Below are 17,024 nucleotides of genomic sequence, written 5' to 3'. Positions count from 1 at the left end.
GTTCACCTCGAGGCCAAAAGGCCGTAGTAGGCCTTCAGGTAGGCGTGCTTGGCCTGCTCCCAAGCAAGCTCCGCCTGCTTCAGGGCAAGCTCCTGCTGCAGGAGGGAGAGGCGGCTTGTGAGCCCGGCTTGGAAGCGTTTTTCCTCGGCCCGGTACCGCTCCTGGGCTGCCCGGTACGCCTCTTCCGTTGTTTTCACCCCTTGCAGGAGGGGGGACAGCTGTCGGTACCTGGCCTCCAGTCCTACCCTTAAGGAACGCTCCAGGTTGGCCAGGTTGGCCTCGAGGGTTTGGATCTGGTCCTCTAAGGCCTCGATTTCCTTCCTCGGAACGAAGCTTTCGTCCAAGAGACCCCGCTGGAAGCGGAGAAGGACCAAAGACTGCTTCAGCTGCAGGAGGTCGACGTGTTCCTGAAGAAGGGTCTCCACCACCTTACCCTCAGGGAGAGCTGGAAGTTCCTGAACGCTTTCCGGCTTCCATGGACCCACCAGGTTCGCCAAGGCGGCCAAGGCGCTATCCCGCCCCCTTCGGGCTAGCTCCAGGTTCTTCCTGGCCTCCAGGAGGCGGTTCTGCGCCTCCAGGAGGTCCAGGCTGGTGGCCCCACCTCCCTTGAGGCGGATCTCCGTGGCCTTGAGCCCCAGCTCGGCCACCTCCACGGCTTTTTCCGCCAGATCCACCTGCAGGAGGGCTTCATAGGCCTGGGTGTAGGCGGAAACGATCTCGCTTTCCGCCTGGGCCAGGGCCCTTTTGAGCTTGGCCTCGGCCAGTTCCCAGGCTTGGCGCGCCTGTAGCTCGGCCAAGGCGGTGCGCAAGGGGTCCTGGAGGGTGCGGGCCAGGTCTTTCTGTTTGGTTTCGTAGTCCAAACGGGCCGTGACCACCCCTGCCACCTCGGGGGCCCGCTTCAGGGCCTCGGGGAGGGGCTGGGCCAGGGCGGGGAGCAGGAGGAGAAGGGTCAAAAGGGCTCGTTTCATGGATTTACCTCCGGTAAAAGCTCGCCGTAGAACTGGTAGAGCTCCATCAGACGGTTTCGGTACTCGCTTTCCGCTTGCGCCAGGCCCAGGCGGGCCTGCATCCACGAGAGTTCAGCCTGGAGGAGGCCCAAGGGGCTTTCCAGCCCCAGGGCCAGGCGCTTTCGGGTTTCCTCCAGGGCCTGCTCTTGTGCGGCCAGGTGCCTTTGGGCCAGGGCCAAGGCGGCCTCGGCCCCTTGAAGGGCGTGGCGCAGGCTGGCCTCCTGGAGATGGGCCTGGATCTCGGCCGCCCGCAGGGCCTCCTCTGCCCCCTGCTTCTGGAGGTTGGCCGCCTCCAGGGCCGCCAGGAGCCCAGGGGAGAGGGTGAGGGAGAGGGAAAGCCGGAGCTCCTCCTGGGTGCGGTAGCTGCCCCCGCCCGGCACCGGGGTGGGCTGGCGGGCCGGGTCCTGCCGGGTGTAGGAGAGGGTGGGCTGCAGGGAGCGGCTGGAAAGGGAAAGGGCCAGGGTGTCGTTGCCGCTAGGGTAGAGGAGGTAGCTGGCCTGCACCTGGGGCAAGAGGGCGCGGAGGGCACTCCCGTAGGCGATCTCGGCCTCCGCCACGCTTAGGCGGGCCTCCTCCAGGGCAAGGGGTGTGCTCCCCTTGGGCGGGGGGATCTCGGGAAGGGGCCTTTCCAGGTCCACCAGCCCTAGCGCCGCCTGCTTGGCCAGCTCCAGGCCGCGGCGGGCCTCCTCCAGGCGGTTTTGCGCCTCCAGGAGAGCAAGCTCCGCCTCGCGCAGCTCCTTGGCGTTGGCCTGGCGCTTTCTGGCGGCCTCCAGGGCTTTCTCCGCCAGCTCCACGCCCTTGGTTGCCGCCTCCACCCCCAAAAGGGCCTGGCGGTGACGGCCGTATGCGGCCACCGCCTGGGCCTGCAGGGCGGTGAGGGCCTTGCGGTAGCCCAGTTCCGCCCGGCGGTAGGCGATCTGGGCCCTTGCTAGCCCGTCTGCGGTCTCTCCGAAGGGGAAGGGCGTGAGGACCAGGGACAGGGTGAGGCTCCCCCCCGTGGCGGGGAGGCTTGGGCAGAGGGAGGCGGGGGTGCACTCGTAGCCCAGCCGGGCGTAGTTGCCCTGGAGGTTGAGGGCGAGGGGGGCGGCCTGGGCTTCCAGCCCCTTGCGCGCCGCCTCCAGAAGGGCTTGGGCCTGGCGGAGGAGGGGGTGCTCCCGCAAGGGCACTAGGGCGTGGCCGCTGGCCAGGGCCGGGACCAGGAGGAAGAGAAGGGCCCAAAGCCTAGCCACGCTCCACCTCCGTGAGCTTTTTCAGCAGGTCGCGGAAGGCCAGAAGCTCCGCGGTGTTCAGGCGGCTAAGGTGCTGGCGGTAGGCCTCCAGCCAGGCCGCCTGGAGCCGCTCTTGCACCGCCTTTCCCTTGGGGGTGAGCTGGAGCTGGACCCGCCGCCGGTCCTCGGGGTCGGGGTGGCGCTCCAGGAGCCCGGCTTCTTCCAAGGAGGCCAGGAGGTGGGAGACCTGGGAGGGCAGGACCTCCAGGTGCTCGGCCAGCCTCGAGGGCAGCCGCACCCCCTCGGCCACCAGGCGGAGCGCCTCCGCCTGCAGGGGGGAAATCCCTTCCTTAGCGAAGACCTCCTTGGCCCGGGCAAAGAGGAGGCGCATGAGGGTGTAGCCCAACCGGGAAAGCTCTTCCACCAGGGTGAGGGGCGGACCATTCATACCCTTCAACTATACAGAAAGGTGAAGTAAGGAGGTGGGGCCGGGCCACACTTGCCCATGGTGTACAATGCGAAAAGGTGATATGGACAGACCTCCCAGTCGGTGGCTCTTCTTCTTGCCCTTCGGCACCGTAGCCCTGGCCCAGTCCCAAGCCCCTAGTCCTGGGGACCTTTTTCTTTTGGCCCTCTTCCTGGTCCTTTCCGCCTTCTTTTCCGCCAGCGAGACCGCCTTCACCACCCTCTACCCCTGGAAGGTGCGGGAGCTTTCGGAAGCCCAAGGGGGGCCCTTCCGCCTCTTGGCCCAGGACATCACCCGCTTCCTCACCACCATCCTGGTGGGCAACAACCTGGTGAACATCGCCGCCACCGCCTTGGTCACGGACCTGGCCACCCGGGCCTTCGGCTCGGTGGGGGTGGGGGTGGCCACCGGGGTCATGACCTTCCTGATCCTTTTCTTCGGGGAGATCACCCCCAAGTCCATCGCCGTGCACCACGCCGTACCCCTGGCCCGGGTGGCCGCCTGGCCCATCTACCTCCTCTCCGTCCTCCTCTACCCGGTGGGGCGCTTCTTTAGCCTGGTTTCCGTTTCCCTGCTCAAGGTGCTGGGCCTCGAGCCCCGGGGCACGCCCCTGGTGTCCGAGCAGGAGCTCAAGCTCATCCTGGCGGGGGCGGAGGAGTCCGGCACCATCGAGGCCCAGGAGGAGGAGATGATCCACTCCATCCTGGAGCTGGAGGAAACCCCGGTGCGGGAGATCATGACCCCGCGGGTGGACATGGTGGCCATCGAGGCCGACGCCACTTTGGAGGACTTCCTCCACCTCTTCCGCGAGCACCGCTACAGCCGGGTGCCCGTGTACCGGGAGAGCGTGGACCACATCGTGGGGGTGGCTTACGCCAAAGACCTCCTGGACTACTACTGCGAGGAGGACCTCAAAGCGCGCACCGTGGCCTCCATCGCCCACCCCCCCTACTTCGTGCCCGAGAACATGGACGCCTGGACCCTCCTGCGGGAGCTTAGGCGCCGGAAGGTGCACATGGCCATCGTGGTGGACGAGTTCGGGGGCACGGCGGGCCTGGTGACCCTCGAGGACGTGATGGAGGAGATCGTGGGGGAGATCTACGACGAAACCGACGAGCCGGAGGATTTGGCTATCCGCAGGCTTCCCGACGGCTCCTTTTCCATCCAGGCCCAGACCCCCGTGGACGAGGTCTCCGAGGCCTTAGGGGTGAAGCTTCCCGAGGGGGAGTACGACACCCTCTCGGGCTTCCTCTACGAGCAGTTCGGGCGCATCCCCAGCGTGGGGGAGAGCGTGGAGTGGCAGGGCTTCCGCTTCGTGGTGGAAAGCGCCGACCAAAGGCGCATCGAACGGGTGCGGGTGGAAAGGCTTGTGGAGCATGGAGAAGGTTAGGGAAATCCTGAAGGCCCACGTGGGGCGGGCCTACGCTCCCTATTCCGGCTTTCCCGTGGTGGCCCTGGTGGAGGCGGAGGGGGAGGTGTTCTTGGGGGTGAACGTGGAAAACGCCTCCTTTCCCCTCTCCCAGTGCGCGGAGCGCAACGCGGTGGCGGCCATGGTCCTGGCGGGGAAGAGGAGGCTGGAGCGGGTGCACATCTATAGCCCCAGAGGCCCCATTCCCCCCTGCGGGGGGTGCCGCCAGGTGCTCTTGGAGTTCGGCGGGCCCGAGGCGGAGGTGGTGATGCACGGGCCCGAGGGGTACGAGGTGCGCTCCTTGGGGGAGCTCCTTCCCCTCGGCTTCAAGCTCTAAAGGGCCAGGACCAGGGTCTGGCGGAAGAAGCCTGGGACCTCGAGGGTGAGCTCCAGCCTTCCCGAACCCCGCTCTAGCCCAGGCCGGAAGCCCACCACCTGAAGCCTTCCTTCCCCCCGGGCGGGCAGGTCAGCCTCCACCCGGAAGCTCTGGCCCAGGAGGACAAGCCGCCCTTCCACCCGGAGGGGCAGGGGGTTGGGGTTTTCCAGGAAGAAGTTCACCCCTGCCCGGCGCACCCTTGGGGGCTCTAAGGGTAGGGCCACCCGGGTGCGGAAGAAGGTCAGCTCCCGCCCCAGGGTGCGGCCTTCCAGGGCCACCTCCACCCCCTGCGGGGAGAGAAGGGCTTGGGCGGTGTTCAGGGCGTTTTGCGGGATAAGCCGCACCAGAAGCACCTCCTCCTTCGCTCCTGGGGGTAGGGTGAGGTCCAGGGGCACCGCGACCTCGCCCACCTTGAGCCGGGCGCCCAAGGCGGAAAGGGGCAGGGGGAAGGGGTTGGGGTTGTGGAAGGCCACCCTAAGGCCCAGAAGGAGGGCTGGGCTCGGGGAGAGCTCCAGGCCCCGTAGCTCCGCCCCCAGGAAGCGGGCCTCAGGGGTGAGGGTCTGGGGGGCGCAGGCCCCCAGGGCCAAAAGGACCAGGAGAAAACCGGTTCTGAAGAAGGCCTTCATAGGATCCACCCCTCTTCCTTCAGGCTTTCCAGCTCCGGCAAAAAGGCCGGCCAGAAGGGGCTTTCCTCAGGATAGGGCGGCCGGGGGTAGCCCGCGGGCAGACCCAGGTGGCGGAGGGCCTGCTTGAGGAGGGGCACCCCCCCCTTGGCGAGGAGGTCCCCCAAGGGGAAAAGCCGCCGCTGGAGGGCTTGGGCCTCCTCCAGGCGTCCCCCGCGGAAGGCTTCCAAGAGGGCCCGGTAGGCCCTAGGGGCCAGGTTGGCCGCGGCCAGGATGCCCCCTTCCGCGCCCAGGGCCAAGGCCCCCAGGAAGGTGGGGGCGTGGCCGGTGAAGACCCGGAAATCCTTCAGATGGGCCTGGTAAAAGGCCAGGCGGGTTAGGTCCCCGCTGGAGTCCTTGATGCCCAGGACCTGCGGGTGGGCCGCCAAGGCCTCCACCGCAGGGAGGGGGAGGTCCACCTTGGTGTTCTGGGGCACGTGGTAGAGGAAGACGGGCATCCTGTCCGCTAGGGCTTGGTAGTAGGTGAGAAGCCCTTCCCCGAGGCTTCCGTGGTAGTAGCGGGGCGGGGTGGCCAGGAGGGCCATGGCCCCCGCTTCCTTAGCCTCCAGGAGGGCCCGCTCCGCCTGGGGCAGGGTTTCCTCCATGAGGCCCACCAGGAAGGGCTTCTTGGGGCTCAGGGCCCGCAGGCCCTGGGCCCGCTCCTCCGGGGTCAGGTGGACGCCCTCCCCGTTGGAGCCGTAGATGAGAAGCCCGTCTACCAGGGGTTCTAGGGCTTCCGCCAGTTCCCGAAAGGCTTCCGCGTCCAGGCGGCCTTCCCGGTCAAAGGGAGTGGGGATGGGAGGAAGGATCATGCGGACCTCCTCAGGCTAAGGGCCAACCCCAGGAGGTGGAGCCCATAGGCCAGGATCAGGAGGGTCGGTCCCTTCCTCTCCAGGAGGGCCAGGAGCCCGTAGGCGAAAAGGAGGAGAAGCACGAGGCCCAGCCCCGCGGAGAACCCCAGGCTTCCCGGTACCAGGAGGCGCACCCCCAGGGCCCAGGAGGGGGGGACCGGGGTCCTGCGCCGGGGCAGGAGGAAGGTGAGGAGGTGGTAAAGAAGGAGGAGCCAGAAGCCCACGAAGGCCCAAGGCTTCACCCCTTCGGGAAGGGGGGTGCTGAGGTGCAGGAACCCCCGGAAGGGATCCTCCAGGAGGCGCTTTAGCTCCACCTGGAGGAGGGCCTGATAAAGGGTGCGCACGGAGGGGCCTGGCTCCCTGGCCCCCCAGGGGTCCTGGCCCAGCCCTAAGGCGGTGCGGATGGGGCCCTCGAGGGGAGCCTTACGGTAGGCTTGGGCCAAGGCGGTTTCGTCTCCCCTAAGGGCCAGGGCAAAGGGTAAGGAGGCCTCCCGCAGGAGGTCCCGGGCCTCCTTGGGGGCTTCCGAAAGGAGGGCGTAGCCCAGAAGCGCCTTGACCTCGGGGGTAGAGGGCAGGGTGCGGAGCCAGTCCTGGGCTTTTTGGGTGCGGAGGGTGCCTTGGTCCAAGGGGGAGGCGAAAAGTCCTTTGCGCACCTGGGCGTCCAGTCCCTGAAGGAGGAGGCCCAGGCCGAGGGCCAGGAAGAGGGCCAGGGCCAGCACCCGTTCCCCCAGGCTGGCGTAGGCCAGGTGGAGGTGCCGAAGGCGCAGGAGGGGGTGCCGCCAGAACCCACCCAAGTAGCCACCGATGGGCTTCAGGTCCTTTAGCTGGGCGGGCAGGTAAAAGAGGAAGAGGTAGAGCATAAGGGCCAAATACGCCAGGCCCAGGGTCCCAAGGGCGGGGGAAAGCAGGGAAAGCCTTGGGGGAAGCCAGGTCCTAAGGAGTTTCTCCGCTTCCTGGAAGCGCAAGGCCTGGGCCGGGTGCCCCTGGGCCTCCAGGTACTGGGCCGTTTCCTTAAAAAAGGCCAAGGAACCCGGGAAAAGGGGGGTGTAGCGGAGAAGGGCCTGGGCCAGGAGGAGGGCCTTTTCGGGATCCTTTTGCCGCAGGGAGCGGGAGACCTCCGCCATGCGGGCCACCTCCGGTTGGCCGAAGAAGAGTTCCGGCCTATGGCCCCGGGCCAGCAGGTCCTGGCCGTAGGCCTCCAGGTCCTCCGGGGTGAGGCTGGCGGGGTCTTGGGTCCAGTAGGCGAAATAAGGCCAGGGCTTAGGAGGGTTAAGGGCCTGGAGGAGGGTGCCTAGGGCCTTTAGGTCCTCCCCATGGCCTTCAAAGGGCAAGGGGGGGAAGGGGATGGGCAGGACCCAGTCCCCTTGGAGGAGGGCCTCAGGGCCTGGACGGAGGGCCAGGATGCGGGCCGGGGCGAAGTGGAAGGAGACGGCTTCCCCCTTCAGGCTGGTCTCCACCACCAAAAGCCCCTGGGCCACGTACACCTTATCCCCCTGGACCAAGGGTCCCAGCCAGTCCCCTGGGGGCAGGGGCAGGAGGCCCCAGGGGAGCTTAAGGCCTTCCTGGGTCAGCTCGGGGGTGGTGGGAGCCAGGGCGGTGAGGCGGGCTTCCAGGGCTCCGGAGGGCAGGGAAAGGCGGATGCGGTACTCCCCAGGGGCCTTGGGGTGTAGCTCCAGCTGGAACCTTCCCTTCTGGGCCTCCACCTCCAGGGTTTCCTGCCCCTCGGGTCCTTCCAGCACCAGGGGGAAGCGCCCTTCGGGCAGGTCCCGCCCCTCCAGGACCACGGGCCTTCCCGCCTGGACCTCCTTCGGGACCACCAGGCTTTGGCCCAAAACCGGGAGTCCCAGGGCCAAGAGGAAGCCGATGGCCCGGGTCAGGAACGCGCGCATGGGGTTATTCTACAGGCATGGGTCTACTGGACATGATCGGCCCGGTGATGGTGGGGCCTTCCTCCAGCCACACCGCTGGCGCCTGCCGCCTGGCCCTTCTGGCCCGTCACCTCTTGGGGGAGAGGCCCAGGCGGGTGGAGTTTGGCCTCCACGGCTCCTTCGCCAAGACGGGAAAGGGCCACGGTACCCACCTGGCCCTGGTGGCGGGGATCCTGGGCTTTACCCCTGACGACGAAAGGCTTAAGGAAAGCCTTTCCCTAGCGGAGAAAGAAGGCCTCGAGGTGGCCTTCAAGGTAGTGGAGCTAGGGGATGTGCACCCCAACACCGTGCGCATGGTCCTGGAGGGGGAGAAGGAGCGCATCACCGTGACGGGAAGCTCCCTGGGAGGCGGATTGGTGCGCATCTTTGACCTGGATGGCTTCGAGGTGCGCATCACCGGGGCCGCCCCCACCCTGGTGATCCGCAACGTGGACACCCCGGGGGTGGTGGCCCGGGTGGCCCGCATCCTGGCCGATGACGAGGTGAACATTGCCTACCTCACGGTAAGCCGCAAGAAGCGGGGTGGGGAGGCCATGATGAGCCTCGAGGTGGACCGTCCCCTTCCCGAGGTCCCCTTGAGGTACCTGGAGCACCTCTCCTACATCCTCTGGGTGCGGCAGATCCCCCCGGTTATGGACTAAAGCTCCTTAGCCGAGGGGAGTTCCAGGCGCAAACACGCCCCGCCCAACGGGCCTTTGCAGGTTAAAAGCCTCCCCCCGTGGGCCTCAGCCACCCGCTTGGCGGTGTAGAGGCCAAGCCCCGCGCTTCCCCGGTTCGGGCCCCCTTGGCGGAAGGGCTGGGCCAGGGCCTCGAGGGGCAGGGGAAGCCCCTCCCCGTCGTCCTCCACCTGCAGGACCCCTTCCTCCACCCGGATGCGCACCTGGGTCTTGGCGTGCCGTAGGGCGTTGTCCAGAAGGTTGGCCAGGGCCCTTTCCAAAAGGAGCCGCTCCCCCCGGGCGAGACCCGCCCCCTCCACCGTGAGGGCAAGTCCCCGCCTTCTCCCTTCCTCCCGGTAACGCAGAAGGAGATCCTCGGCCAAGGCCCTCAGGTTCAGAGTTTCCCGCTGGGGGGTGCGGGCCTCGAGGCGGGAGAGGGCCAGGAGGTTTTCCACCAGGAGGTGGGCCTGGGTTAACTCTCGCCTCAGGGCTAAAAGGAGTTCCACCCGCTTTTCGCGGCCCAAGTGGTCCGCCCTTTCCAGGTACTCCAGGGCCCGGATCGCGGAAACCAGGGGGGTTTTCAGGTCGTGGGCCAGGGCCCCGTAGAAGGCTTCCCGGGCCTCCATGAGGCGCTGGAGGCGTTGAAGAAGCTCCCCGAAGCGGGCGCGGAGCAGGGCGATCTCCATGGGGGGAGGCTCCTTGGGGGCGGGTAGCCTGAGCTCGTTCACCGGACCCTCCCTGACGGAAAGGTAGGCCAGGGCGCGGGTGAGCTCCTCAAGGGGCCTGAGGAGGCTTCGGGCCAGGAAGTACCCCACCGCCCCGGAAACCAGGGCGATGAGGAGAAGCCAAAGCACCAAGGGCAGCCAGGGACCTTCCCCCACGAGGCCCAGGGTGAGGGCCAGGACCAGGTTGGGCAGAAAGGCCAGAAGGGCGATGACCAGGGCCAGCCTTGCCCTAAGGCTCATCCCGCCCCGCCGAGAGCACCGCCAGGAAGGCCTCCTGGGGCACCTCCACCTTGCCGATGGCCTTGAGCCGCTTCTTTCCCTCCTTTTGCTTTTCCAGAAGCTTCTTCTTCCGGGTCACGTCCCCGCCGTAGCACTTGGCCAAGACGTCCTTCCTGAGGGCCTTCACCGTGGCCCGGGCGATGATCTTGCCCCCGATGGCCGCCTGGATGGGCACTTCAAAAAGCTGACGGGGGATGACCTCGGCCAACTTATCCACGATGGCCCGGGCCATGGGGTAGGCCTTCTCCCGGTGGGCGATGAAGGCGAGGGCGTCCACGGGCTCCCCGTGCACCAGGACGCTCACCTTGACCAGATCCCCGGGTTGGTAGCCGATCTGCTCGTAGTCCATGGAGGCGTAGCCCCGGGAGAGGCTTTTCAGGCGGTCGTGGAAGTCGTAGAGGATCTCGGCAAAGGGCACCTCGTAGACCAGCTCCACCCGCTTGGTCTCCCCGGGAAGGTAGGTCATGTTCACCAGGCGGCCCCGTTTTTCCTGGACGAGTTGCATGATGGCCCCCACGAATTCCTCGGGGGTAAAGACGGCGAGCTTCACGTAGGGCTCCAGGATCTCCTCGATCTTCGTGGGGTCGGGGAGGTCGGCGGGGTTTAGCACCTCCACCTCCTCCCCGTTTTTCAGGCGCACCCGGTAGACCACGCTGGGGGCGGTGGCGATGAGCTCCAGGCCGAACTCCCGCTCCAGGCGCTCCTGCACGATCTCCGCATGGAGGAGCCCCAGGAAGCCGCAGCGGAAGCCGAAGCCCAAGGCGGTGGAGGTCTCCGGCTCGAAGGTGAGGGCGGCATCGTTGAGCTTGAGCTTTTCCAGGGCGTCCCGGAGCTTGCCGTAGTCCCCGGAGTCCACCGGGTAGAGGCCGGCGAAGACCACGGGCTTGGCCGGGCGGAAGCCGGGGTAGGGGGCGTCCGTGGGCCTTTGGGCGTGGGTGAGGGTATCCCCCACCTGCACGTCGTGGATGTCGCGGATGGCGGCGGTGAGCCAGCCCACCTCTCCCGCGGTGAGTTCCTCCACCGGGACAAGCCCCTGCGGGGTAAAGATCCCCACCTTGTCCACCACGAACTCCTTCCCCGTGGACCAGACGCGGATGCGGTCTCCCGGGCGCACCCGGCCCTCAAAGAGGCGGAGGTAGGGGATGACCCCCTGGTAGGCGTCGTAAAGGGAGTCAAAGATGAGGGCCTTAAGAGGCGCTTCCGGGTCGCCCTTGGGGGGTGGGATGCGCTTTACGATGGCCTCGAGGATCTCCTCCACGCCTTCCCCCGTCTTCCCCGAGGCGAAGATGGCCTCGTCGGCGGGGAGGCCCAGCACCTCCTCCACCTCGAGGGCCACCTCCAGGGGCCTGGCGTTGGGAAGGTCGATCTTGTTGATAACCGGAATCATCGCATGGCCGTGTTCCAGGGCCATGTAGAACTTGGCCAGGGTTTCCGCCTCCACCCCCTGGCTGGCGTCCACCACCAAAAGGACCCCCTCCACCGCCGCCAGGGCCCGGGAGACCTCGTAGGTGAAGTCCACGTGGCCCGGGGTGTCGATCAGGTTGAAGATATAGGTTTCCCCGTCCTTGGCCCGGTACTCCACCCGCACGGCGCTGGCCTTGATGGTGATGCCCCGCTCGCGCTCCAGCTCCAGGGAGTCCAAAAACTGCTCCCGCATCTCCCGCTCGCTCACCGCGTGGGTCATCTGCAGGATGCGGTCGGCCAGGGTGGACTTCCCGTGGTCCACGTGGGCGATGATGGAGAAGTTGCGGATGCGCCTGCTGTCCATCCTTCTCATCGTCCAGGGTGGAGGGGGCAAAGTCAAGCTGGCCGCTTTGGGGCCCCTACCCCAAATGAACCGCCCGGTGGTCTGGATAGAATGCGGCATGTCCCCTGAGATCTGGCCGGGGCTGGTCCGCCTGTACTGGCGCCTGGCCCTGATCCCTTTGGTGTGGATCCCGGTGGTGGTGCTGTATGGGGGCCAGGTGATGTACGCTGCCACGCTCCTTTACTGGTTGAGCCTTCCCGTGGCCTACCTCCTGGCCAGGGCCACCGGCATGGGGCGTCTGGCCGTAGCCCTGCACCTGGGGGTGGCCCTATTCACCGCCCTCATGAGCCTGGTGGCCCCGCCGGCGGCGGTGGTCAGAGGGCTTTCCGGGGAGGATTGGCGGCTTGGGGTCATGGCCTTTTTCACCGTGGGCGCCTACGCCTTTGCCGCCTTCGCCGGCTGGCCTGGGCTTTGGCTGGCCTTGGCCTATGTCCTCCTCGCCCCTTGGCCCCAGGAGGAAACCCGCTTCCTGGTGGCGGCGGGGGGGCTTTTGGCCGGCATAGCCGGCCTCAGCGTGGCGGCCATGATCCAGCGCCTTCAGGCTTTGCAGAGCCTCATCCAGAGCGAGGCCCTCACCGATCCCCTCACAGGCCTGGCCAACCGCCGCTCCCTGGAGCGGGACTTTCCCCGGCTGCAGGCCTTGGCCGCCCGGGAGGGGCTTTCCCTGGTCCTTTCCCTTTGGGACCTGGATGATCTTAAGGCAGTGAACGACCGGGAGGGGCATAAGGCAGGAGATGCCCATCTGGTGCGTTTCGCCCAGGTCTTGAGGGAGGAGGCCCGGGAGGGGGACGCCCTTTACCGGGTGGGTGGGGACGAGTTTGTGGGCCTGCACCTGGGCTTAAGGGACGGGGCCTCCTTGGAGGCGCGGGTCCATGCCCACTTCCCCTCGGTTTCTGTGGGTTTCAGCCCGGTGGAGGAAAGGGAGCTTTTGCAGGCCCTCGAGGCGGCCGATAGGCTTATGTACCGCAAGAAGGGGAGATGAGGGCCCTTGCCCCAGGGTTTTGCACCGGGTAAACTTTCCCCGGGGGTTCCCTTGGATCTGGAGAAACCCATCCGGGAGCTGGCATGGCGCTTTGCCCGGGAGCGGATCCTTCCCGAGGCCCGAAGGCTAGACCAGGAGGCCCGTTTTCCCTGGCCGCTTTTTCGCGAGGCGGCGGAGCTGGGTTTTCCCGTGCTGCTGGTCCCGGAGGAGCTGGGCGGAGCTGGGCTTGGGCCGAGGGCCTTGGTCCTGGTGGCCGAGGAGCTGGGCTACGCCTGCACCGGGGTGGCGGCGGCCCTGCTCCTCAACAACCTGGTGGCGGACGCCCTCCTCCTTTCGCAAAGCCCCTACGCCCAGGGCTTCCTTCCCCGGCTCAAGGGGGAGGTGGCCGCCTACGCCCTCACCGAGCCCCAGGCGGGTTCGGACGTGGCCGCCCTCCGCACCCGAGCGGAAAGGGTGCCGGGAGGCTACCGCCTCTACGGGCGGAAGACCTGGATCAGCCACGCCCCCGAGGCGGCCTTCCTCGTGGTCTTCGCCAAGGTGGCGGAGGGGAGGGAGGGGATCGCCGCCTTTCTGGTGGAGCGGGGGGAAGGGGTGGAGGTAGGGCCTCCCTTGCCCAAGCTGGGGCAGAAGGCCTCCCCGGCGGCGGAGGTGGCTCTGGAAGGGGTTTTTGTGCCCGAGGAGGGCCTCATCGCCCGGGAGGGTTTCCGGCTCGCCATGCGGGTCTTCAACCGCTCCCGGCCCATGGTGGCCGCCTTGGCGGTGGGGCTTTTGCAGAGGGCTTTGGACGAGGCCCTGGCCTACGCCGCCATGCGGGAAGCCTTCGGCAAGCCCCTTTGGGAGCATGAGGGGGTGGGGTTTAAGCTTTCGGAGATCTTCATAGACCTCGAGGCCGCCCGCCTCCTCACCTTGAAGGCTGCCGAACTGGCGGAACGGGGCGAGGAGAACGCCTTGGAGGCAGCCGCGGCCAAGGCCTTTGCCGCCGACGCCGCGGTGCGGGGGGTATCCGAGGCCCTCCAGGTCTTCGGGGGCAACGGCTACAGCGAGGAGTACCCCCTGGCCAAGCTCTACCGTGACGCCAAGGCGCTCCAGATCTACGAGGGCACCTCGGAGATCCAGAGGCTCATCGTCCTGCGGGAACTGGTGCGGAGGAAGGTATGGGAGAGCCGGTGATCCTGGAAGCGGTGCGCACCCCCATCGGCAAGCGGAACGGGGCTTTAAGGGCGTGGCGGCCCGACGCCCTTTACGCCCGGGTCTTGGATGCCCTCCTAGAGCGGACGGGGATCGACCCCCACCTCATCGGGGACGTGGTCACGGGGTGCGTGACCCAAACCGGGGAGCAGGGGGCCAACGTGGGCCGGCTGGCCGTCCTCCTCTCCCGCCTGCCCAAGGAGGTGCCTGCGGTAAGCCTAAACCGCATGTGCGGCTCCAGCCAGCAGGCCATTCACTTCGCCGCCCAGGCCATCGCCGCCGGGGACCTGGACTTCGCCATCGCCGGAGGGGTGGAGAGCATGACCCGATGCCCCATGTTCTCCGACATCGGGGGCGGCTTCCACACCTTGAACCCTGCCCTTTTCCGGCGTTATGAGCTCGTCCACCAAGGGGAAAGCGCGGAACGCATCGCAGAGAAGTATGGCCTCTGCCGGGAGGAGCTGGACGAGTGGGGCTACCTCTCCCACAGGCGGGCGGCCCGGGCCATCCAGGAGGGGCGCTTCCGGGACCAGATCCTTCCCCTGGAGGGGGTGGATGGGGAGGGAAGGCCTTTCCTGCTGGACCGCGACGAAGGGGTGCGTTTCGACGTGGACTACGAGCGGATGCTGGCCTTGAAGCCCGTCTTCCGGGAGGACGGGGTGGTGACCGCCGGTAACTCCAGCCAGATCTCCGACGGGGCGGCGGCCCTCCTCCTGGGGGACCGGGAGAAGGCCCAGGCCTTGGGCCTTCGCCCCCGGGCCCGCTTCCTCGCCCGGGTGGTGGTGGCGGGGGACCCCACCCTGCAGCTTCTGGAGGTGATCCCCGCCACGAGGAAGGCCCTGGAGCGGGCCGGGCTTTCCCTCAAGGACATCGACGTCATCGAGATCAACGAGGCCTTCGCCAGCGTGGTCCTGGCCTTCCTGCGGGAGCTTGGCCCCGACCCGGAGAGGGTGAACCCCAACGGCGGGGCCATCGCCCACGGCCACCCCTTGGGGGCCACGGGGGCGGTCCTTATGACCAAGCTCCTCCACGAGCTGGAACGCACCGGGGGGGAGTTCGGCCTGCAGGTGATGTGCATCGGCCACGGCCAAGCCACGGCCACCATCATCCAACGGATCTAGGGGTGGACCATGGAACGAAGCGCCTTGGTGACGGGTGGGGCCTCGGGGCTCGGACGGGCCGCAGCCCTGGCCCTAAGGGATAGGGGCTACAGGGTGGTGGTCTTGGACCTCAGGCGGGGGGAGGCTCCCGGCCTCCAGTACCTGGAGGGGGATGTGGCCCGGGAGGAGGATGCCAAGCGGGCGGTGGAGCTCGCGGCCTCCCAGGCTCCTCTCTTCGCCGTGGTGAACGCGGCGGGGATCGGCCTGGCCCGCAAGATTTTGGGCCGAGAAGGCCCCCACGACCTGGAGGGCTTCCGCAAGGTGGTGGAGGTGAACCTCTTGGGCACCTTCAACGTGTTGCGTCTGGCGGCTTGGGCCATGCGGGAGAACCCTCCCGACGCCGAGGGGCAGCGGGGAGTCATCGTGAACACCGCCAGCGTGGCTGCCTTTGAGGGCCAGGTGGGCCAGGCGGCCTACGCCGCCAGTAAGGGGGGCGTGGTGGGCCTCACCCTTCCCGCTGCCCGGGAGCTGGCGGACTGGGGCATCCGGGTGGTGACCGTGGCCCCAGGCCTCTTCGATACCCCCCTTCTTCAAGGGCTTCCTGAAAAGGCCAAGGCCTCGTTGGCGGAACAGGTGCCCTTCCCTAAGCGCCTGGGCCGGCCAGAAGAGTACGCCCTGTTGGTCCTCCACATCCTGGAAAACCCCATGCTGAACGGGGAGGTGATCCGCCTGGATGGCGCCCTGCGCATGGCCCCCAGGTAAGGTTCTGGACCTGACCCGGCTGCTTCCCGGGCCCTTGGCGGGAAAGCTTCTTGGGGATTTGGGTTTTCCCGTGGTCAAGGTGGAGCCTCCGCAAGGGGATCCCCTTAGGGACTGGGCCCCGGAGGCCTACCGCTTTTTGAACGGGGAAAAGGAGGTCCTGACCCTTGACCTAAAGAGGGGGAAGGATCGGGAGAGGTTGTTGGTCCTGGTAAGGGAAGCCGCCGTTCTCCTGGAGTCCAACCGCCCCGGGGTCATGGAGCGGATGGGCCTCGGGCCTGAGGTGCTCCTTGGGGTCAACCCCCGCCTGGTCTACGCCCGGCTTCGGGGTTACCCGGATGTTCCCGACCCTGGCCATGACCTCACCTATTTGGCGGAGGCGGGGCTTCTCGGGCGCTTTCCCTGGCAGGCCTTCCAGTTCGCCGACCTGGCCGGGGCCTACGCCCTGGCCCTCACCGCCCTCAAGGGGCTTCTCCTGGGGGGCGGGGTGTACGAGGTGGCCCTCTCCGAAGCGGTCAAGGCCGTGGCCTATCCCCCGATTCCCTTTCTGGATGGCTCGGTCCTTTGCTATGGGGTTTACCCTGCCCGGCAGGGGCAGGTGGCCTTGGCCGCCTTGGAGCCCCATTTCTGGGCCCGGTTTTGTGAGGAGGCAGGTCTACCAGAGTTGCTTGCGGCGGCCTTCAGCCCGGCCAAACCCGGCCTTGCGCCTTATGAGCGGCTACGGGCCTTCTTTCAAGGGAGGACCGCCCAAGAGTGGGAGGCCTGGGGCAAGGAGAAAGGGGTCCCCCTCCGGGCCGTGCGGGGCTAGCGGGCGGTCCAGCCCAGGTCGATGGGGAAGACGGCGCCGGTGATGGCCCCCGCCTTCTCCGAGGCCAGGAAGAGGGCGAGCTCGGCCACCTCCTCGGGCTCGATGAGCCGCTTCACCGCGGCCTGGGCCAGGAAGACCTTCTCCACCACCTCGCTTTCCGGTATGCCCAGGGTGCGGGCCTGGTCGGCGATCTGGTTCTCCACCAGGGGGGTGCGCACGTAGGCGGGGGCGATGGCGTTCACCGTGACCCCGAAGGGCCCCGCTTCCAGGGCCACCGTTCGGGTGAGGCCGATGAGGCCGTGCTTGGCGGCGATGTAGGCGCTCTTGAAGGGGCTTGCCACCAGGCCGTGGACGCTGGCGATATTGAGGATACGCCCCCAGCCCTTGGCCTTCATCCCGGGAAGGAGCGCCTTGGTGAGCTGGAAGGGGGCGGTGAGCATCACCTGGAGCATCCTTTGCCAGGTTTCCAAGGGAAAGTCCTCCACGGGGTCGATGTGTTGGAAGCCGGCGTTGTTCACCAGGATGTCCACGCCGTACCGGGCCGCTTGCTCTCCCAGTTCCTCCACGGCCTTAGGGTCCCCTAGGTCCGCCTGGAGGAACACCCCGCCCAGTTCCGCCGCTAGGGCGGAGGCGTCCTTCACGTCGTGGACCAGTACCCTGGCCCCCTTCTGGGCGAAGGCCCGGGCGATGGCCAGGCCGATGCCGCTTCCCCCTCCGGTGACGAGCGCTGTCTTTCCCCTGAAATCCCCCATGCCTACCCCTTTCCCCGAGTCTAGAACAACGGGGGCGGGACCGCACAGGTCCCGCCCCCCCC

Annotated in this window: 17 protein-coding genes; 8 read left to right on the top strand and 9 right to left on the bottom strand. The window is 67.6% G+C overall.

Going from position 1 to position 17,024, the window contains the following annotated elements:
• Positions 1–2: 2 nt before the first annotated feature.
• From L1087_RS00995 to L1087_RS00985, 3 genes are read right to left on the bottom strand one after another with little or no spacing between them, the layout of a single operon-like run.
• Positions 3–968: a TolC family protein gene (locus tag L1087_RS00995; protein WP_234557218.1), complete on the bottom strand. Its 966-nt coding sequence runs from the start codon at positions 966–968 to the stop codon at positions 3–5.
• On the bottom strand, positions 965–2,236 hold the full coding sequence (locus L1087_RS00990) for a TolC family protein (protein ID WP_234557217.1): 1,272 nt from the start codon (positions 2,234–2,236) through the stop codon (positions 965–967). Before L1087_RS00990 ends, L1087_RS00995 begins: the two co-directional genes overlap by 4 nt.
• Positions 2,229–2,663 carry a MarR family winged helix-turn-helix transcriptional regulator gene (locus tag L1087_RS00985; RefSeq protein WP_135259458.1) on the bottom strand — a complete coding sequence of 145 codons (435 nt, stop codon included), beginning with the start codon at positions 2,661–2,663 and terminating at the stop codon, positions 2,229–2,231. Before L1087_RS00985 ends, L1087_RS00990 begins: the two co-directional genes overlap by 8 nt.
• An 82-nt stretch (positions 2,664–2,745) precedes the next feature.
• Between L1087_RS00985 and L1087_RS00980 the strand changes: the two genes are divergently transcribed.
• Positions 2,746–4,071, top strand: a complete 1,326-nt coding sequence (locus tag L1087_RS00980; protein WP_135342760.1) for a hemolysin family protein — start codon at positions 2,746–2,748, stop codon at positions 4,069–4,071.
• On the top strand, positions 4,058–4,426 hold the full coding sequence (cdd, locus tag L1087_RS00975) for a cytidine deaminase (protein ID WP_038042807.1): 369 nt from the start codon (positions 4,058–4,060) through the stop codon (positions 4,424–4,426). Before L1087_RS00980 ends, cdd begins: the two co-directional genes overlap by 14 nt.
• Here the strand turns inward: cdd and L1087_RS00970 are convergent.
• The 3 genes from L1087_RS00970 to L1087_RS00960 are packed head-to-tail and all read right to left on the bottom strand — an operon-like array spanning position 4,423 to position 7,867.
• Positions 4,423–5,091: a hypothetical protein gene (locus L1087_RS00970; protein ID WP_234557215.1), complete on the bottom strand. Its 669-nt coding sequence runs from the start codon at positions 5,089–5,091 to the stop codon at positions 4,423–4,425. The two genes, cdd and L1087_RS00970, sit on opposite strands and share 4 nt — an antisense overlap.
• Positions 5,088–5,939, bottom strand: a complete 852-nt coding sequence (locus L1087_RS00965) for a dihydrodipicolinate synthase family protein (RefSeq protein ID WP_038042805.1) — start codon at positions 5,937–5,939, stop codon at positions 5,088–5,090. The genes L1087_RS00970 and L1087_RS00965 overlap by 4 nt, the downstream gene beginning before the upstream one ends.
• Positions 5,936–7,867 (bottom strand): hypothetical protein, encoded by a 1,932-nt coding sequence (locus L1087_RS00960; RefSeq protein ID WP_234557213.1) that lies wholly within the window; start codon positions 7,865–7,867, stop codon positions 5,936–5,938. Before L1087_RS00960 ends, L1087_RS00965 begins: the two co-directional genes overlap by 4 nt.
• Before the next feature lie 17 nt (positions 7,868–7,884).
• Between L1087_RS00960 and sdaAB the strand changes: the two genes are divergently transcribed.
• Positions 7,885–8,547 carry an L-serine ammonia-lyase, iron-sulfur-dependent subunit beta gene (gene sdaAB / locus L1087_RS00955; protein ID WP_234557211.1) on the top strand — a complete coding sequence of 221 codons (663 nt, stop codon included), beginning with the start codon at positions 7,885–7,887 and terminating at the stop codon, positions 8,545–8,547.
• Here sdaAB and L1087_RS00950 read toward each other — a convergent pair.
• Together L1087_RS00950 and lepA are read right to left on the bottom strand one after the other, a co-directional pair.
• A complete protein-coding gene (locus L1087_RS00950) occupies positions 8,544–9,527 on the bottom strand; it encodes a sensor histidine kinase (RefSeq protein ID WP_234557209.1) in 984 nt (327 codons plus the stop codon). The genes sdaAB and L1087_RS00950 overlap by 4 nt on opposite strands.
• Positions 9,517–11,343: a translation elongation factor 4 gene (gene lepA / locus L1087_RS00945; RefSeq protein WP_234557208.1), complete on the bottom strand. Its 1,827-nt coding sequence runs from the start codon at positions 11,341–11,343 to the stop codon at positions 9,517–9,519. The genes L1087_RS00950 and lepA overlap by 11 nt, the downstream gene beginning before the upstream one ends.
• Here lepA and L1087_RS00940 point away from each other — a divergent pair.
• Genes L1087_RS00940 through L1087_RS00920 form a run of 5 tightly spaced genes read left to right on the top strand, consistent with a single transcriptional unit; the run spans position 11,318 to position 16,210 of the window.
• Positions 11,318–12,355 carry a GGDEF domain-containing protein gene (locus L1087_RS00940; RefSeq protein ID WP_234557207.1) on the top strand — a complete coding sequence of 346 codons (1,038 nt, stop codon included), beginning with the start codon at positions 11,318–11,320 and terminating at the stop codon, positions 12,353–12,355. The two genes, lepA and L1087_RS00940, sit on opposite strands and share 26 nt — an antisense overlap.
• A 51-nt stretch (positions 12,356–12,406) precedes the next feature.
• Entirely contained in the window at positions 12,407–13,525 is a 1,119-nt protein-coding gene (locus L1087_RS00935; RefSeq protein ID WP_234557206.1) for an acyl-CoA dehydrogenase family protein, read from the top strand.
• Positions 13,510–14,664 (top strand): thiolase family protein, encoded by a 1,155-nt coding sequence (locus tag L1087_RS00930; RefSeq protein WP_135259467.1) that lies wholly within the window; start codon positions 13,510–13,512, stop codon positions 14,662–14,664. The genes L1087_RS00935 and L1087_RS00930 overlap by 16 nt, the downstream gene beginning before the upstream one ends.
• 9 nt (positions 14,665–14,673) lie before the next feature.
• Complete coding sequence (locus L1087_RS00925) at positions 14,674–15,405, top strand: 3-hydroxyacyl-CoA dehydrogenase (RefSeq protein WP_135259468.1); 732 nt, start codon at positions 14,674–14,676, stop codon at positions 15,403–15,405.
• Positions 15,377–16,210 (top strand): CoA transferase, encoded by an 834-nt coding sequence (locus L1087_RS00920; protein ID WP_234557205.1) that lies wholly within the window; start codon positions 15,377–15,379, stop codon positions 16,208–16,210. Before L1087_RS00925 ends, L1087_RS00920 begins: the two co-directional genes overlap by 29 nt.
• Here L1087_RS00920 and L1087_RS00915 read toward each other — a convergent pair.
• Entirely contained in the window at positions 16,207–16,962 is a 756-nt protein-coding gene (locus L1087_RS00915; RefSeq protein WP_135259470.1) for a 3-hydroxybutyrate dehydrogenase, read from the bottom strand. The two genes, L1087_RS00920 and L1087_RS00915, sit on opposite strands and share 4 nt — an antisense overlap.
• Positions 16,963–17,024: the final 62 nt, after the last annotated feature.

Source organism: Thermus tengchongensis (assembly GCF_021462405.1).
GTDB lineage: Bacteria > Deinococcota > Deinococci > Deinococcales > Thermaceae > Thermus > Thermus tengchongensis.
The sequence above is the reverse complement of the archived record's forward strand: the minus strand, read 5'-3'. Positions and strand labels throughout refer to the sequence as shown.

Excerpts from the sequence above, each read along its gene's own strand:
- L1087_RS00995 (WP_234557218.1), bottom strand. The coding sequence starts at position 968 with ATGAAACGAGCCCTTTTGACCCTTCTCCTCCTGCTCCCCGCCCTGGCC.
- L1087_RS00985 (WP_135259458.1), bottom strand. The coding sequence starts at position 2,663 with ATGAATGGTCCGCCCCTCACCCTGGTGGAAGAGCTTTCCCGGTTGGGC.
- L1087_RS00980 (WP_135342760.1), top strand. The coding sequence starts at position 2,746 with ATGGACAGACCTCCCAGTCGGTGGCTCTTCTTCTTGCCCTTCGGCACC.
- cdd (WP_038042807.1), top strand. The coding sequence starts at position 4,058 with ATGGAGAAGGTTAGGGAAATCCTGAAGGCCCACGTGGGGCGGGCCTAC.
- L1087_RS00970 (WP_234557215.1), bottom strand. The coding sequence starts at position 5,091 with ATGAAGGCCTTCTTCAGAACCGGTTTTCTCCTGGTCCTTTTGGCCCTG.
- L1087_RS00965 (WP_038042805.1), bottom strand. The coding sequence starts at position 5,939 with ATGATCCTTCCTCCCATCCCCACTCCCTTTGACCGGGAAGGCCGCCTG.
- L1087_RS00960 (WP_234557213.1), bottom strand. The coding sequence starts at position 7,867 with ATGCGCGCGTTCCTGACCCGGGCCATCGGCTTCCTCTTGGCCCTGGGA.
- sdaAB (WP_234557211.1), top strand. The coding sequence starts at position 7,885 with ATGGGTCTACTGGACATGATCGGCCCGGTGATGGTGGGGCCTTCCTCC.
- L1087_RS00950 (WP_234557209.1), bottom strand. The coding sequence starts at position 9,527 with ATGAGCCTTAGGGCAAGGCTGGCCCTGGTCATCGCCCTTCTGGCCTTT.
- L1087_RS00940 (WP_234557207.1), top strand. The coding sequence starts at position 11,318 with ATGCGCCTGCTGTCCATCCTTCTCATCGTCCAGGGTGGAGGGGGCAAA.
- lepA (WP_234557208.1), bottom strand. The coding sequence starts at position 11,343 with ATGAGAAGGATGGACAGCAGGCGCATCCGCAACTTCTCCATCATCGCC.
- L1087_RS00930 (WP_135259467.1), top strand. The coding sequence starts at position 13,510 with ATGGGAGAGCCGGTGATCCTGGAAGCGGTGCGCACCCCCATCGGCAAG.
- L1087_RS00925 (WP_135259468.1), top strand. The coding sequence starts at position 14,674 with ATGGAACGAAGCGCCTTGGTGACGGGTGGGGCCTCGGGGCTCGGACGG.
- L1087_RS00920 (WP_234557205.1), top strand. The coding sequence starts at position 15,377 with ATGGCGCCCTGCGCATGGCCCCCAGGTAAGGTTCTGGACCTGACCCGG.
- L1087_RS00915 (WP_135259470.1), bottom strand. The coding sequence starts at position 16,962 with ATGGGGGATTTCAGGGGAAAGACAGCGCTCGTCACCGGAGGGGGAAGC.